Source organism: Coleofasciculus sp. E2-BRE-01 (assembly GCF_040221695.1).
Lineage (GTDB): Bacteria > Cyanobacteriota > Cyanobacteriia > Cyanobacteriales > Coleofasciculaceae > Coleofasciculus.
In genome coordinates this window covers 35998-51723 of sequence record NZ_JAVKEA010000135.1, presented here as the reverse complement: position 1 = coordinate 51723, position 15726 = coordinate 35998, and the positions used below count along the sequence as shown (strand labels likewise).

The following is a 15726-nucleotide window of genomic DNA, read 5'->3' as shown; positions in this document are numbered from 1 at the left end:
AACTAATCAATGACCAATATATTCTCTCATGGTTACGCTTTACTCATTGGTGTAGGTGAATCCGCTTACCCGAAATGGTCACTCCCGGTGACGGTAAAGGATATGCACGCCATTCACTCAATTCTCACTGACGCGAATCTTTGTGGGTATCTGAATGATGAACAGCATATCCGTTTATTGTATGATGCTGGGGCAACCCGTCAGGCAATAGTTGATGGATTAACCTGGCTGAAAGAACAAGCGGCGGCGGATACTGAGGCGACAATTATTATCTATTATTCTGGTCATGGGTGGCTGGATCAATCGACGGGTGAATACTACTTAATTCAACATGATATTGAAGCCGTGGATATCCCAGACTCGGCGGTGTCTGCTCAAGCCTTTACGGAAGCACTACGCCAGATTTCTGCCAAACGATTGCTGGTGATTATTGATAGTTGTCATGCTCAAGGGATGGCGACAGCAAAGGATAAAATTGTACCAATTAAACTGCCCACACATTTTACACAGACGGCGTTACCGAAACAGTTTATTGCGGAACTGAAACAGGGGGAAGGGCGGGTAGTTTTTACGTCGTCGAGAGGCACACAGTCGTCTTGGATTCGTGGGGATGGGGCGATGAGTGTCTACACCTATCATTTAATTGAAGCGCTGCAAGGGGCGGGGAATCAACCGGGAGATACAGTGGTGCGGGTGTCGAATTTGATGAATTATTTGGGGAAAGCGGTTCCCGAAACGGTGCAGTACGAGTATCAGCAAGAACAAATCCCTTTCTTTGATTTAGCCACCGAGGATTTTGCCGTGTCATTATTGCGGGGAGGTAAAGGTTTACCGGAGAATGGATGGGAAGCGGTAGAAGCGGATGTGGCTGAGACGATGGGCAGAGTTATCGCAGGTAGAGATGTGGCTATAGCGTCAGGAACTCAAACCGTTGATAGTTCGGGTTCAGGTACTATTAATTTCGGGAATATTGCCCGTGCAGGAGAGATTAAGATAGAGAAGACTTCGTAATTCGTAGAATCGTAAAATCGTAAAATCGTAAAATCGTAAAATCGTAAAATCGTAAAATCGCAAAATCGCAAAATCGCAAAATCGCAAAATCGCAAAATCGCAAAATCGTAGGGTGCGTTAGCGACAGCGTAACGCACCGTTTTTAAGTAAAATTGTAAAATCGTAGGGTGCGTTAGCGACAGCGTAACGCACCATTTTTAGCAGCGTAACTATATATCCCAAATACTGTTAAACATCTCTGGAACTTCACTCATCCCCCAATTAGGCGGATAAACACCTTGAGTGACAAATCGATGAATCGTTGAAAATTGCCACTCCTGCGGACTCTGGCATAATTGATGTCGCACCGGATTGTAATGGATATAATCGCAATGATTAGCAAAATCCCTATCATCCCGAATCAGATGTTCCCAAAATCGCCTTTGCCATAGATTGCATTCTTGTCGTTTTTGTCGAGAGGCAGAAATATCGGCATAAATTTCCAATTGGTTGCCGTATCGTTTAGTCACAAAGGTTTTAATTAATCGCAGTCGAGTTGATAAATCGCTATCTCCTGCTGGTAATGTCCATAAACAATGAAAATGATCAGGTAAAAGTACAAAGGCGTTGATGGTGAAGGGATGATTTTGACGAACATGGGTGATTGCCGTGCGGAGTGCAAGTCGTGCGATATCGCTGATTAGCCAAGGTTGACGATGATGTGTGACTTGGGTGAGAAAATAAGTACCACCAGGATGTTTGGTTCGGCGGTAGTTAGGCATGGGTATTCTGGGGTGAGTTGTTTGTTTTAAAATACCACCGATGATATCTATTTGTAGGGTTTGTAGGGTTTGTAGGTTTGTAGGGTGCGTTAGCGACAGCGTAACGCACCTGTACACCCATCATTGGTGTGTGATTTTGTTAACGCACCCCACGAGTTCTGATGGTTGGTTCGGTGTGTGATTTTGTTAACGCACCCCACGAGTTCTGATGGTTGGTTCGGTGTGTAATTTTGTTAACGTACCCCACGAGTTCTGATGGTTGGTTCGGTGTGTAATTTTGTTAAGGTACCCGACGGGTTCTGGTAATTGGTTCGGTGCGTTATTTTGTTAAGGTATCCGACGGGTTTTGATGGTTGATGGTTGGTTCGGTGTGTGATTTTGTTAACGTACCCGACAAGTTCTGATGGTTGGTTCGGTGCGTTATTTTGTTAAGGTACCCGACGGGTTCTGGTAATTGGTTCGGTGCGTTATTTTGTTAAGGTATCCGACGGGTTTTGATGGTTGATGGTGGGTTCGGTGCGTTACGCTGTCGCTAACGCACCCTACGGTTCTACGGTTCTACGGGTTCTACGAGTTCTGATGACTAAGATTGAGCAATTACAGGCTATTCTTAATCGAGTCGCTACCCATTCCTACACTGAAGCCGATATTGTCGCGCTGCGGGATGCGGTGATTGTTCGCGGTGACCAGATTGTGGCGCAAGAGGGGGATCACAATATTAATATCGGTCACATTGGTCAGGCTGGGGATATTCAAATTAATCCTACCTATTACGGTGCTGATGCCGAGACGATTAAGGCAATCTTACAAGAAATAATATCAGAGCTTCAGCCTCAACCCACAGGCATTCCCCAGAATCTTCCTCTCAGTGGTGTGGTTCAGTTTGTGGGACGAGAATCCGCCCTGGCTACGCTACATCAACAGTTACAGGATAATCAGCAGGTTGCTATTTCTGCGGTGGCGGGGATGGGAGGTGTGGGGAAAACGGAGTTGGCGCTGCAATATGCTAGGCGCTATTCCCATCGGGAAAATGTTCCGCCGGAATCGGTGTATGAGGGTGGGGTGTGCTGGTTGGATGGGCGAGGTGTGGATTTAGGGATTCAGATTGTCCAATTTGCCAGAACTTATTTACCTTTATCGATTCCAGAGGGGTTAGAGTTACCGCTTCAGGTGGGGTACTGCTGGCGAAATTGGGTACCGCTGGGACAGGTGCTGATTATTATTGATGATGTCACGGATTATCAGCAGGTGCGGCAGTATTTGCCCTCGGATGCTTCTCGGTTTAGGATGCTCATCACGACGCGGTTAGATTTGGGGGCGTCGATTCGTCAGTTACCCCTGGATGTGCTGAAACCGAGAGCAGCACTGGCGTTGTTAGAATCGCTGATTGGACGAGAACGGCTGCAACAGGAACCCTGGGAAGGGCGGAAACTTTGTCGCTGGTTGGGCTATTTGCCTTTAGGTTTGGAGTTGGTGGGGCGATATTTGGGACGAAAACCGGATTTATCGTTACAGGAAATGTTATCTCGGTTGCAGGCGAAACGGTTGGAACAGTTAGCGCTGAAAAAGCCGAAGTCAGAGGCTGATATGACGGCGCAATTGGGGGTAAGAGATGCGTTTGAGTTGAGTTGGCAAGAATTAGATGAGTCAGCGCGGGAATTGGGGATAGGGTTAAGTTTATTTGCAGCTACGCCAATTCCCTGGCGATTGGTGGAGGGGTGTTTGGCGGAAATGGATGAGGAGGAGTTGGAGGAAATTAGGGATTATGGCTTGGTGAATCTGCATTTAGTGCAGCGTCAAGGGAAGGAGTTGTATCAATTACATCCGTTAATTCGGGAATTTTTGATCAGTAAGCGGGAAGCGTCAGAGATAGCGGATAAGTTGAAGCGGGAATTTTGTCGGGTGATGGTAGGGGAAGCTAAGGGAATTCCAGAGACGCCGACATTGGCAGAGATTAAAGCAGTCAATCCGGTTATTCCTCATATTGCAGAAGCGGCGACGAGTCAACAAGACTGGTTGACGGATAATGATTTAATTGTGCCTTTTGTTGGTTTGGTTTGTTTTTATAAAGGTCAAGGACTCTATAATCAAGCTGAACCTTGGTGTAAGGATTGTGTATCAGTCATTCGCCAACGTTTGGGAGACAATCATCCCCATGTTGCTGCTAGCCTGAATAATTTAGCAGGACTCTACAAATCTCAAGGACGCTACCAGGAAGCTGAACCTGTTTATCTAGAAGCTTTAGCGCTGTACAAACGCCTGCTGGGAGATAATCATCCAGATATCGCACAAAGCCTGAATAATTTAGCAGGACTCTACAAATCTCAAGGACGCTACCAGGAAGCTGAACCTCTTTTTCTAGATGCTTTAGCACTGAGGAAATGCCTGCTGGGAGATAATCATCCAGATATCGCACAAAGCCTGAATAATTTAGCAGGACTCTACTATTCTCAAGGACGCTACCAGGAAGCTGAACCTGTTTATCTAGAGGCTTTAGCACTGACAAAACGCCTGCTGGGAGATAATCATCCCTATGTTGCTACTAGCCTGAATAATTTAGCAGGACTCTACTATTCTCAAGGACGCTACCAGGAAGCTGCATCTCTTTGCCTAGAGGCTTTAGCACTGAAACAACGCCTGCTGGGAGAAAATCATCCCGATGTTGCTACTAGCCTGAGTGGTTTAGCATTTCTCTACGATTCTCAAGGACGCTACCAGGAAGCTGCATCTCTTTGCCTAGAGGCTTTAGCCCTGAGAAAACGCCTGCTGGGAGAAAATCATCCCGATGTCGCCACTAGCCTGAATAATTTAGCATTTCTCTACGATTCTCAAGGACGCTACGAGGAAGCTGAACCTCTTTTTCTAGAAGCTTTAGCCCTGAGAAAACGCCTGCTGGGAGATAATCATCCCGATGTTGCTTCTAGTCTGAATAATTTAGCAGCACTTTACAAATCTCAAGGACGCTATGAGGAAGCTGAACCTCTTTATCTAGACGCTTTAGCCATTGTCGATCGCACGTTAGGCTCTAATCATCCCAATACTGTCACTTTCCGTAAGAATCTGCAACTCCTGCGCGATAAATTACGCCATTCTCCCTGAATAGGTATTTCAGCCCTTAACAGTACCTAATCTTATAGTGGGAAGGGAGTAAGCTAAGATAGTCCGCGCAGGCGGACTTTGTTTGTGTAGCTGCGACTTCTAGTCGCCAGGGCAAAAAAGGGGTTCTTCGTTAACATACCCTAGGAGTTCTGATGGTTGGTTCGGTGCGTTACTTCGTTAACGCACCCTACGAGTTCACCAATGGAGTGATTGAAGTGCGATCGCACGTTTCTATTCCAGTCCAACATCCTTCCTTGGTTATCATAAAATCATACAATGTTCGCCCGGTGATAGTACGTCTATGACCCAAGCTTCCCTACTTACTCCACCTTCCACCGATCAACGTATTGTGTATTCCAGCATTACCTGGGAACAGTTCAAGCTAATTCAGGCTGGTTTTGCCAACTCTCCGGGTATTCGACTGGCTTACTATAACAGCACGATTGAAATTATTATGCCGGGACGCGAACATGAAATGTTTAGTCGGCTCATTGGCTTTTTAATCGGGTTATTTTGCCTAGAAAACGCCATTGAATTTGAACCCACGGGTTCCATGACTCAAGAGCGAGAAGGAGTCGTTTCTGCTCAAGCCGATGAATCTTACTGTTTTGGTTCATCCAAACCCATTCCCGATCTCGTTATCGAAGTTGTAGTCACCAGTGGGGATACGAACAAACTGAAGCGATATCAGGCATTAGGAGTACCAGAAGTCTGGTTTTGGCAAGATGGTTTATTTAGCCTCTATCGCCTACGGAATAATCAGTACGAAAAAATCACCCGCAGCGAAATTCCCGAACTGGCAACGCTGAGTATTGACTTGCTCACCCGTTGCGTGTTGATGGCTCAGACTTCTCGGTTGGAGGCAGCCAAAGAGTTTCGCAACGCCCTTAAATCGTCATCGGCTTAACTTTAAAAATTGCCGCACCCCTTGAAGATAAACATCAGGGGCTTCCAACATCGGGAAATGAGCCGTATCGGGGATTTCCCAATACTCCACCTTTTCACTCAACGCGGCTGCCCGTTGTCCCAACACAGAGGGGATAATCTGATCATATTCCCCCGCCACTAATAACGTTGGTACCGTTAACTGGGCAAATTCCGATGGCATTACCTCCGCCGCATACTTACTCACCGACGTTAACATCGTCCCCAATGCAGCATCATAATCCGCTATGATAAAATCTTCTAAAAATGCCCGACTTATGGTATCCGGTAGGGGACGATGTAAAAATCGCGCCATAAACAACGCCCCGGCAAAGGGAATGCGTAAAAACCAACGGGGGCGATATTTTACCACATAACCGCCAAACTTATGAAACGCGGCAAAGGATTTTTCCTCGTATTCAAAAATACCGCTACAAGTTAAAATTGCCCGTTCCACTTGCTCCGGATAGCGGTTGAGAAACATTGTCGCCACAGACGCGCCCAGGGAATGAGCATTAATATAGACGCGCTTGAGGGCGAGTTTCTCTAACAATATCGCCAAATCTTCGGCATAGTCCTCCATTTCATAGAGTAACCCAACCGGTTCTGCAGGAAGTCGCGATCGCCCAAATCCGCGCAAATCGTAAAGCAAACAATTAAACTGATCCGACAGCGCTTCAGCCGTACTTTGCCAATACCGAGCAGAACCGCCCCACCCATGAATGAACACCATGACAGGCTTATCATCCAAGGGCTGAGACGTAGCAATCCACTCGTAGTAATGATCGACGCCGCGAACGTTAACTAGAGGCATTCTTGATTCGTTTTGATACCACCACTGATAAAAGTTTATGCCGATTCTGGTTTGGGTAAGGATGACGGATGCAGCAACAGTTCGGCTGTCGAGCGTTTCTCTACCATTTCCCGCGTAATCGTACAGCGAGTCACATCCTTGCGCGAAGGTAACTCGTACATCACCTCTAGCATCAACTCTTCCACAATACCCCGCAGCGCTCGCGCTCCTGTTTTCCGCCGATAAGCTTCTTGGGCAATGGCTCGCAGCGAGTCTTCGGTAAACCCAAGCTGCACATTGTCCATCTTCAACAACTTCTGATATTGCTTCACCAAAGCATTGCGCGGCTGGGTCAAAATCGCGATCAGAGCTTCTTCATCCAAGGGATCAACCACCGCCGCGATGGGGATACGACCGATAAATTCCGGAATCATCCCGAACTTCACTAAGTCATCGGGTTCTAAATGCCGCAGTAAATCCGCCGCCCGTTTTTCTTTGGACTGACCTTCTCCCGGCTGAATAAAGCCGATTGAGCGCTTACCAAAACGCTGTTCAATCACCTTCTCTAAACCGACAAAGGCACCACCACAAATGAATAATATATTGCCTGTATCAATCTGAATGCAGTCTTGATAGGGATGCTTTCGTCCGCCCTGAGGTGGCACATTGGCAACGGTTCCCTCAAGCATCTTCAGTAACGCTTGCTGAACCCCTTCCCCAGAAACATCTCGCGTAATCGAAGGGTTTTCGCTCTTGCGGGCAATTTTATCAATTTCATCGATATAAATAATTCCCCGTTGCGCTTCTTCAACATCCAAATCTGCTACCTGCAACAGCCGCAGTAAGATGTTCTCAACATCTTCACCCACATAACCCGCTTCCGTCAGCGTTGTCGCATCGGCAACGGCAAAGGGGACATCGAGTACAGCCGCTAATGTTTGCGCCAGTAAGGTTTTACCACAACCCGTAGGTCCGAGGAGCAAAATATTAGACTTTTGCAGTTCCACCGCATCATCTGCCCCAGCTTTGCCCTTTGCCTTGGCTTCAAGAAAACTTAGGCGCTTATAGTGGTTATAAACAGCCACGGAGAGGACTTTTTTCGCATCGTCCTGACCGATGACATGTTCGTCAAGATAGTTTTTCAGTTCCCGAGGTTTAGGAATCTGATTCAGTGACAAACCGGATGCCCGAGTGCGACGTTTTTGTGGGGGTTCCGAGCGGGGGACTTGCTGGGGAGCCGGAGCGCTGGAATCAAGCAACTCCTCATCTAAAATTTCGTTACATAAATCTACACATTCGTCGCAAATGTAGACTCCCGGTCCCGCAATTAGCTTGCGAACCTGCTCTTGAGACTTGCCACAAAATGAACATTTTAGATGGGAGTCGTATTTAGACATAAGGAGCCTCTTACTTAATAGAAGTGACGGTGGCTTCGCTCTTGAGATTTTCTCGCGAGATAACTTGGTCTACTAAACCATACTCTTTGGCTTCCGCTGCTGACAGAAAAAAGTCGCGCTCAGTATCCGTGGCGATTCTTTCATAAGGTTGACCCGTATGATACGCCATTAGCTCATTGAGCTGATTCTTATGATATAAAATTTCCTTGGCTTGGATTTCGATGTCAACGGCTTGTCCCTGGGCACCGCCTAGGGGTTGACTCATCATAATCCGGGCATTGGGCAGGGACATGCGTTTTCCAGGGGTTCCCCCGGTTAGTAGAATCACGCCCATATCCGTCGCCGCACCAAAACAGATGGTGACAATATCGGGGCGAATCTGTTGCATCGTGTCGTAGATCGCCATTCCTGCAATCACTCCCCCAAGTCCAAGAATGGGACCACCGGGGGAGTGAATGTAAAGCTGGATATCCTTGGTTGGATCTTCGGCTTCTAAATACAAAAGCTGGGCAATGATCGAGTCAGCCACTACATCATTGATTCTTGTTCCCAGAAACACAATCCGCTCCCGCAGCAGCCGCGAGTAGATATCAAACGCCCGTTCCCCTACGCCAGACTGTTCAACCACCATCGGGACGATGTTGCTTGAATTTGAATGACTATTTGTACTAACAGAGTAAATTTCCGGGGAACTCCAGCTTGTAAATGAGTAGTCAGGGAACTGGGATTGCAGCATAGAACAAGGATTAAAGTATTTGTGTCAACAAATGAATGGTTTTCCCGGCAGGTTTGAACACAGATGTTCTCCGGAAGCCTTGGGCGGGAGTTACCCACGTTAACTTCTAGTTACCATTATGCCTTAGCAACATCAATAAGTGCTGAAGATGGCGATTAAATCTTTTGCCCAAGACTGATCGCTCCGGCTTGTTCTGGGTTAACTCCCCAACCCCCACGTTTATTCGTTCGCTGCCGTTTGCTCAGAAGCATCAGGGGTGGGTGATGGTTCCTCGCTTTCCTGATCAGCCGTGGCTTCAGGTTGAGCGGCGGTCTCTTCACTTGCCTCAGAGCCAGTTTCCGGTGTATCCGTTGTTTCTTCGGTCTCTAGTGAGCCTTCCGGAACCAGTTCAATGGTAGCGTGTTCTTCCAACCATTGAATCGCTTTCTCTTTGAGCAAATCCGACTTGACGAACTCCCGCAAGCGTTGTGGATCGACATCTTGCCCTGCCAATTGTTTCATCACTTCCTGACATTTGGCATCCATCTGTTCATCATCCACGGTCAGGGATTCCCGTTTCGCCAGTTCTTCAAGAGCAAGGGATTGGCGCAGGCGGGCGATCGCATCAGGGCGGGAACGCTGACGCAGTTGGGGCATCATTTCCGCTGTGAACACTTTCTGCAGATCCATCCCATAGTTTTCCATCTGGATCGCCGTCTGGGTTAATATCGTTTGAATTTCCTGCCCAATCAGGGTTTCGGGTAGGTCAATCTCAACTTGTGCCACCAGCGCTTCGATCAGAGCGTTTTCCTTATTCGTTTTGGTTTCTTGCTCAGCTTTTTCAGCAAATTGTTTTGCCAAGGATTCGCGCAATTCGCTGATGGTTTCCTCTTCGCTAATGTCTTGGGCGAAGTCGTCGTCGAGTTCCGGTAACTCTTTTTCCTTGAGTTCTTTGAGGGTAAGGGTAAAGACAGCACTCTGGTTGGCTAAATCCTCTCGTGGATAATCCTCCGGAAATGTCACCGACACCTCTTTGGTTTCCCCCGGTGTCATGCCCACAATTCCCTGAACAATGTCAGCCAGAAATCGTCCTTCTTCGAGTTCTAACTGAAAGTCAGTCGCCTCACCGCCAGAAATATCAACGGCTTCCTCTCCCTCAGGTGTCAAACGACCTTTATAATCCACAACCGTCACATCACCCATTTGAGCGGGGCGCGATTCGACGGGAATCAGCGTGGCATGCTGAACCTGGCGTTCTGCTAAGAAATTATCCACCGCGTCAGGATCGGGTGTTACTTCTTCAGCTTGAACACTGAGATTCCCGTAGTCTCCCAAATTGATGTCTGGCGGCACATCCACCGATGCCGAGAATGTTAACGGTTGTCCCGGCTGGAACTGACTCAGTAGTTCTTCAAAGGTGGAAACTAGCTGGTAGTTGCCCAGTGCCTCAATGGTTTCTTGGCTCAGGGCGTCTCGTAAACTATTTTGTACCAAATCTTCCAGCGCCGCTTCTTTGATCCGTCCAGGACCTAGACGCTGGAGCAAAATTTGACGCGGTACCTTTCCCTTGCGAAACCCAGGAATGTTGGCAGAGCGGGCAAGATTTTGCACGACCTTCTCGTAGACCTTCTTGGTCGTTTCGGCAGGAATTTCAATTTCCAGACCGAGTTGGCTCTTGGGGAGTTTTTCCTGAGTAACTTTCATTGACGCTTATTTTGGAGACAACTGAATTTTAGCTCTTTCGGGGGGATGCATCACGCTCACTCAACAGTAGAGCGTGAGATCAACAGCTTTGTGATCATCGAGTTCTTTTAGAGGGTAATCCAAACACCTCATGATATGCTAGTCTGACAACGAGTTATTTTGAGTTCTAGTCATTGTTTCAGGGTATAAAAGAGACATAGATTGAGTCGGTCGGGCGGGGTTTCCGTATCTGATGATAGTACATTCAGAACGTTTACAGCAGCGAATCTACCCCTAAACCAGCTAGGCTAGGCAAAAGGTTTCCACTGTCGAAGCCAGGAGAACTTGGACTGCCTGTTCCAGCAGACGTAGCCAGCTACGTCTAGAAGCCAGGATATGAATTGAGCTGCCTACTCATCAACTCCGAACGAGAACTGTTATCGTTAATTTGTCCCGTTAAGGGCAAGCCAACGGTAATATCTCAGTCAATTGGCGCAAACCTAGGATCGTCGTGTTATCACAAGACAAGAATTGCATTTGTTCAAATCTTATGGATTTTGTCAGAATATAGATTACATATTTCCCTTAAATAATGTTTTAAGCTTAAGAAAATTTAATTGTTTTTTTGGCGACGTTAAGTCACTGTCCACAGAATCGATGTGTTAAAAAATTGGAGGTAGATCGTTTGTCTAGTCAAGTTCGCGTTGCTATACTGGGCGCAACGGGTGCAGTCGGCGCCGAGTTACTGGAATTATTAGAAAGCCGTAACTTTCCCCTTACCCATTTAAAGCTTTTAGCCTCACCCCGTTCGGCGGGACGGACTCTCCAGTTTCGAGGCGAATCCCTACCGGTGGAAGCCGTGGGGGAGGATTCGTTTAAAGAGGTGGATTTGGTTTTAGCCTCGGCTGGGGGGTCAACATCCAAAGCTTGGGCATCTAAAGCCGTTGAGCAGGGAGCTGTGGTGGTTGACAATTCCAGCGCTTTTCGCATGAATCCTGACGTCCCCCTGGTTATTCCCGAGGTCAATCCGGAAGCGGCGGCGAAGCATAAAGGGATTATCGCCAATCCCAACTGCACGACGATATTAATGGCAGTAGCCGTTTGGCCCCTGCATCAGGTGCAACCTGTCCAACGAATTGTCGTGGCTACCTATCAATCAGCTAGCGGTGCAGGTAGACGGGCGATGGAAGAACTCAAAGCCCAAGCTCAAGCCATTTTGCAGGAGCAAACACCACCAACGGAAAGCTTTCCCTACCCCTTGGCATTTAACCTGTTTCCACACAATTCTCCCTTGAATGATCAGGGATATTGTGAGGAAGAGATGAAAATGGTCAATGAAACCCGTAAGATTTTCAACGATCCCCAGATCCGCATCAGCGCAACTTGTGTTCGAGTTCCTGTGCTGCGAGCTCACTCAGAAGCGATTAATCTAGAGTTTGCTCAACCCATGTCTGTCGCCACAGCCAAGGATCTACTGGCTAATGCGCCGGGAGTGCAACTGGTGGAAGATTGGCAGGCAAATTATTTTCCGATGCCGATAGATGCTACGGGTAAGGACGATGTACTGGTGGGGCGAATTCGACAAGACTTGTCTCATCCCGGTGGATTAGAGATTTGGTTGAGTGGTGACCAAATTCGCAAAGGGGCAGCTTTGAATGCGGTACAAATTGCCGAGTTGTTGGTGGAACGAAATTGGTTAAAGCCAGCAACAGCAATGATGGCTTATTAATTTGTCATTGGTCTTATGTCCTTTGTTCTATCCTGTGGCAAAGCTGTTGTGTGTCTATTGTCGTTAGTTCAGAGTTGATTTTAGCTCTATCCCTAATGACTAATAACCAATGACCAATGACCAATGACTAACGACCAAAGAGGAGTGAAATAAGGGTGGTCAATTTTGGACGTGTATTAACGGCAATGATTACGCCGTTTAAAGAAGACGGCAGTGTGAATTATCAGGTTGCTGAGAAATTAGCGGCTCATTTAGTGGAACAGGGTACCGATACCGTCGTCGTCTGTGGTACAACAGGTGAATCCCCGACATTGACATGGGATGAAGAGTCTCAGTTATTTCAGGTGGTGCAAAAAGCGGTGGCGGGAAAAGCCAAGGTAATTGCTGGCACAGGGTCAAATTCTACCCAAGAAGCGATCGCAGCCACCCAAAAAGTCGCTAAACTAGGGGTAGATGGTTCATTACAAGTTGTTCCCTATTACAATAAACCCCCACAAGAGGGACTCTATAATCATTTCCAGGCAATTGCTAAATCCAGCCCTGACTTGCCTGTGATGCTCTACAATGTACCAACGCGCACGGGTCAAAACCTCCAACCGGAAACTGTTGCCCGTTTAGCGGAAATTCCCAATATTGTAGCGATTAAAGAGGCGAGTGGTAGCTTCGAGCAAGGCAGTCAAGTACGGCGTCTGACGCCACCTGATTTTGCCATTTACTCAGGAGAAGATTCCTTTACCTTAGCCTTATTAGCACTAGGGGCAAGTGGAGTCGTCAGTGTTTCCTCCCATCTCGTTGGTCTAGAACTCCGGCAGATGATCCAGGCTTTCCAAGCGGGTCAAACTGACCTAGCCAGAGATATTCACTTAAAGCTTTTTCCGTTATTTAAAGTCTTGTTTTGTACTGCCAATCCTATTCCACTCAAAGCCGCATTAAAACTTCAAGGATGGGACGTCGGTTCACCGCGTCCACCCTTGAGTGAGCTGCCGATGGAATTGGAACAACAAGTCAAGACGGTTCTCCAAGACCTTTCTTTACTTTAAATTGCCATTCATGTTGTTGATGTAGATGTATAGGAGAGTTAAATTTCCCGTAAAATAAATACAGCGAAACATTTATCTATGAACTACTCTTGATTTTTGGGCTAAAGTAGCCTATTATCTGCTCCTTGCCCATTGAGGTGCTAGAGAGATAATTTATCGAAAATTCCCTAGTTTTTATCGATAAACTCTAGAAACCAGCTCGGTTTTTTAATAAAACTTGTGAGTCAAGTTGAATTAATGACAGCAGGCATTGAGCCAAGGATACCATTTTGAATGGTAACTTCGTGGTCTTTGTTGTCTGGATTTTTATAGCCGTTCTCAATGATGGATCACATATTATGTTTTTTCTTTCCGATAGGTTCACTTATATAGCAGTACGCACTCTAGTGAGGACAAATGAAGAAAAATTCAAATCGCTCAAGCTCTTGTAAGGTAAGCTTTTTTGTTCACTATTACCCATTGCCTACTGCCTATTGCCTAGCGCGTAGCGCTATAACTCAAATAAAAAAAGCTACCATTTCTGACAAAGTTGAGTTAGTCTAGATTAAATAAGACAAGTTTATTGCCAAAATTTTATTTCCTAAGAAATGGCAATTTTCAATTCAGGTTTAACGTTGTAATTAATGAGTAATAGAACTCTCAAAGGAGGCAAATTGACTAGCAAAAAATCTTCACCCGCTCTAAAAATTATTCCCTTAGGTGGGCTGCATGAAATTGGCAAAAATACCTGCATTTTCGAGTTCAATGACGAAATCATCCTTTTGGATGCAGGATTAGGATTTCCCAATGATGAAATGCACGGGGTTAATATCGTGCTGCCCGATATGACCTATTTACGGGAAAATCGCCATAAAATCAAGGGCATGATTGTCACCCATGGTCACGAAGATCATATTGGTGGACTTCCCTATCACTTGAAGCAATTTGATATTCCCGTCATTCACGGCCCTAGACTGGCGATGGCGCTGCTGAAAGGCAAACTGGAGGAAGCTGGAGTTAGCGATCGCACGAAGTTAAATTCCGTGAGTCCTCGCGATATGGTGCGGATTGGTTCGTCCTTTATGGTCGAATATATTCGCAACACTCACTCGATTGCCGATAGTTTTACCGTCGCGATTCACACCCCCATTGGCATCGTTGTCCACACCGGAGACTTCAAAGTCGATCATACCCCGGTCGATGGTGAATACTTTGATTTTCAACGATTAGCCGAACATGGGGAAAAAGGTGTCCTTTGTCTCCTCAGCGATTCCACCAACGCCGAAGTTCCCGGACACACTCCATCTGAAGCGTCTGTTTATCCCAATCTGGATCGTATTTTCTCTCAAGCACCGGGACGAATACTGGTCACCACATTCGCCTCATCAGTTCATCGAGTGCAACTCATCTTAGATCTGGCACAAAAACAAAACCGAGTGGTGTCTGTTGTCGGGCGTTCCATGCTCAATGTTATCGCCCAAGCTCGTAATCTGGGGTATATAAAATGTCCCGATAGCTTATTCGAGCCACTCCACGCCGCCAACAGTTTACCCCCAGAAAAAGTATTAATTCTCACCACTGGATCTCAAGGTGAACCTTTAGCTGCTCTCACCCGGATTTCCAAAGGGGAACACCGGAAACTGAAAATTCAAGAGGGTGACACGGTTGTCTTCTCCGCTAATCCGATTCCCGGAAATACGATCGCGGTTGTAAACACCATCGATCGCCTGATGATGCAAGGGGCAAACGTGATCTATGGACGCCATCAAGGGATTCACGTTTCGGGTCATGGCGCTCAAGAAGATCATAAACTAATGCTTGCCTTAACCCGACCCAAGTTTTTCATGCCCGTTCACGGGGAACATCGGATGCTGATCCAACATGGCAAAATGGCGCAAAAGATGGGTATCCCGGCAGAAAATATCGTGATTACCAATAACGGAGATGTGGTGGAATTAACCGAAGATAGCATTAGTGTTGTCGGTCAAGTCCCCTCCGGTATTGAGTTAGTCGATCGCTCCGGTATCGTGCATCATGAAGTCCTCAAAGAACGTCAGCAGCTTGCAGGAGATGGGGTAGTGACTGTCGCCACCGCCGTAAGTTGGGAGGGTAAACTCCTCGCCCAACCCGAAATTCACCTGCGGGGTGTCGTGGCTAGTGTGGAGAAATCCTTGCTTCAACAATTAGTGATTAAGCGGATTGAGCGGACATTGAGTGAGCAGTGGACAGACTTTGCCAAGTCATTGGATGGCAAAAAACAACCAGAAGTTGACTGGACAGGATTGCAACAGAAAATTGAGGGAGATTTAGAACGGTTAACTCGCCGCGAACTGCAAAGTCGTCCTCTCGTAGTATTCTTACTACAAACTCCAGAGGAACCCCAAGTGAAACGGGTAGGACGTCGTCGCCAGCGTACAGCAGCTAAGGCGGCTTCTTAGATTATTTCGGCTGTAGAGACGTAGCATGCTACGTCTCTACAATGTTTATAGAATGCCATCAAGCTGCGTTAAATTGTTCAAGTACGCTAGAGCCATTGCAAAATCTTTGATCATCTACCACAATAAAGATACATTCAATAGTGCGGTTAATACTGCA

11 protein-coding genes are annotated in these 15726 nt (G+C 46.8%); 6 read left to right on the top strand and 5 right to left on the bottom strand.

All coding sequences use genetic code 11. The annotated features are described in order from the left end of the window. Window positions 1-9: 9 nt before the first annotated feature. Complete coding sequence (locus RIG66_RS16240) at window positions 10-1011, top strand: caspase family protein (RefSeq protein WP_446379739.1); 1002 nt, start codon at window positions 10-12, stop codon at window positions 1009-1011. 209 nt (window positions 1012-1220) lie between these two features. Here RIG66_RS16240 and RIG66_RS16235 read toward each other — a convergent pair whose 3' ends face one another. Continuing rightward, a complete protein-coding gene (locus RIG66_RS16235; protein WP_446379737.1) occupies window positions 1221-1772 on the bottom strand; it encodes an REP-associated tyrosine transposase in 552 nt (183 codons plus the stop codon). Window positions 1773-2351: 579 nt separating this feature from the next. On the opposite strand from RIG66_RS16235, the gene RIG66_RS16230 reads away from it, so the two are divergent. Further along, window positions 2352-4871, top strand: coding sequence for a tetratricopeptide repeat protein (locus RIG66_RS16230; RefSeq protein ID WP_446379791.1), 2520 nt, complete (start codon window positions 2352-2354; stop codon window positions 4869-4871). A gap of 301 nt (window positions 4872-5172) precedes the next feature. After that, window positions 5173-5778, top strand: a complete 606-nt coding sequence (locus tag RIG66_RS16225) for a Uma2 family endonuclease (RefSeq protein WP_446379735.1) — start codon at window positions 5173-5175, stop codon at window positions 5776-5778. Here RIG66_RS16225 and RIG66_RS16220 read toward each other — a convergent pair. The 4 genes from RIG66_RS16220 to tig all read right to left on the bottom strand — a co-directional run bounded on the left by RIG66_RS16220 (window position 5767) and on the right by tig (window position 10404). Then, entirely contained in the window at window positions 5767-6609 is an 843-nt protein-coding gene (locus RIG66_RS16220; protein ID WP_446379733.1) for an alpha/beta fold hydrolase, read from the bottom strand. The two genes, RIG66_RS16225 and RIG66_RS16220, sit on opposite strands and share 12 nt — an antisense overlap. Window positions 6610-6644: 35 nt before the next feature. Beyond that, on the bottom strand, window positions 6645-7985 hold the full coding sequence (gene clpX / locus RIG66_RS16215) for an ATP-dependent protease ATP-binding subunit ClpX (RefSeq protein ID WP_446373989.1): 1341 nt from the start codon (window positions 7983-7985) through the stop codon (window positions 6645-6647). A 10-nt stretch (window positions 7986-7995) separates the two neighbouring features. Continuing rightward, window positions 7996-8721, bottom strand: coding sequence for an ATP-dependent Clp endopeptidase proteolytic subunit ClpP (gene clpP, locus RIG66_RS16210; RefSeq protein ID WP_446379731.1), 726 nt, complete (start codon window positions 8719-8721; stop codon window positions 7996-7998). Window positions 8722-8940: 219 nt separating this feature from the next. Further along, on the bottom strand, window positions 8941-10404 hold the full coding sequence (gene tig / locus RIG66_RS16205; RefSeq protein ID WP_446379729.1) for a trigger factor: 1464 nt from the start codon (window positions 10402-10404) through the stop codon (window positions 8941-8943). A 664-nt stretch (window positions 10405-11068) separates the two neighbouring features. Between tig and RIG66_RS16200 the strand changes: the two genes are divergently transcribed. The 3 genes from RIG66_RS16200 (at window position 11069) to RIG66_RS16190 (ending at window position 15569) form a co-directional block, all read left to right on the top strand. After that, on the top strand, window positions 11069-12112 hold the full coding sequence (locus RIG66_RS16200) for an aspartate-semialdehyde dehydrogenase (protein WP_446379727.1): 1044 nt from the start codon (window positions 11069-11071) through the stop codon (window positions 12110-12112). Between the two features lie 155 nt (window positions 12113-12267). Then, the gene (dapA, locus tag RIG66_RS16195; RefSeq protein ID WP_446379725.1) at window positions 12268-13152 is read left to right on the top strand and encodes a 4-hydroxy-tetrahydrodipicolinate synthase; all 885 of its coding nucleotides are present in this window, start codon (window positions 12268-12270) and stop codon (window positions 13150-13152) included. Between the two features lie 623 nt (window positions 13153-13775). Then, window positions 13776-15569, top strand: coding sequence for a ribonuclease J (locus RIG66_RS16190; protein ID WP_446379723.1), 1794 nt, complete (start codon window positions 13776-13778; stop codon window positions 15567-15569). The last annotated feature ends 157 nt before the right edge of the window (window positions 15570-15726 follow it).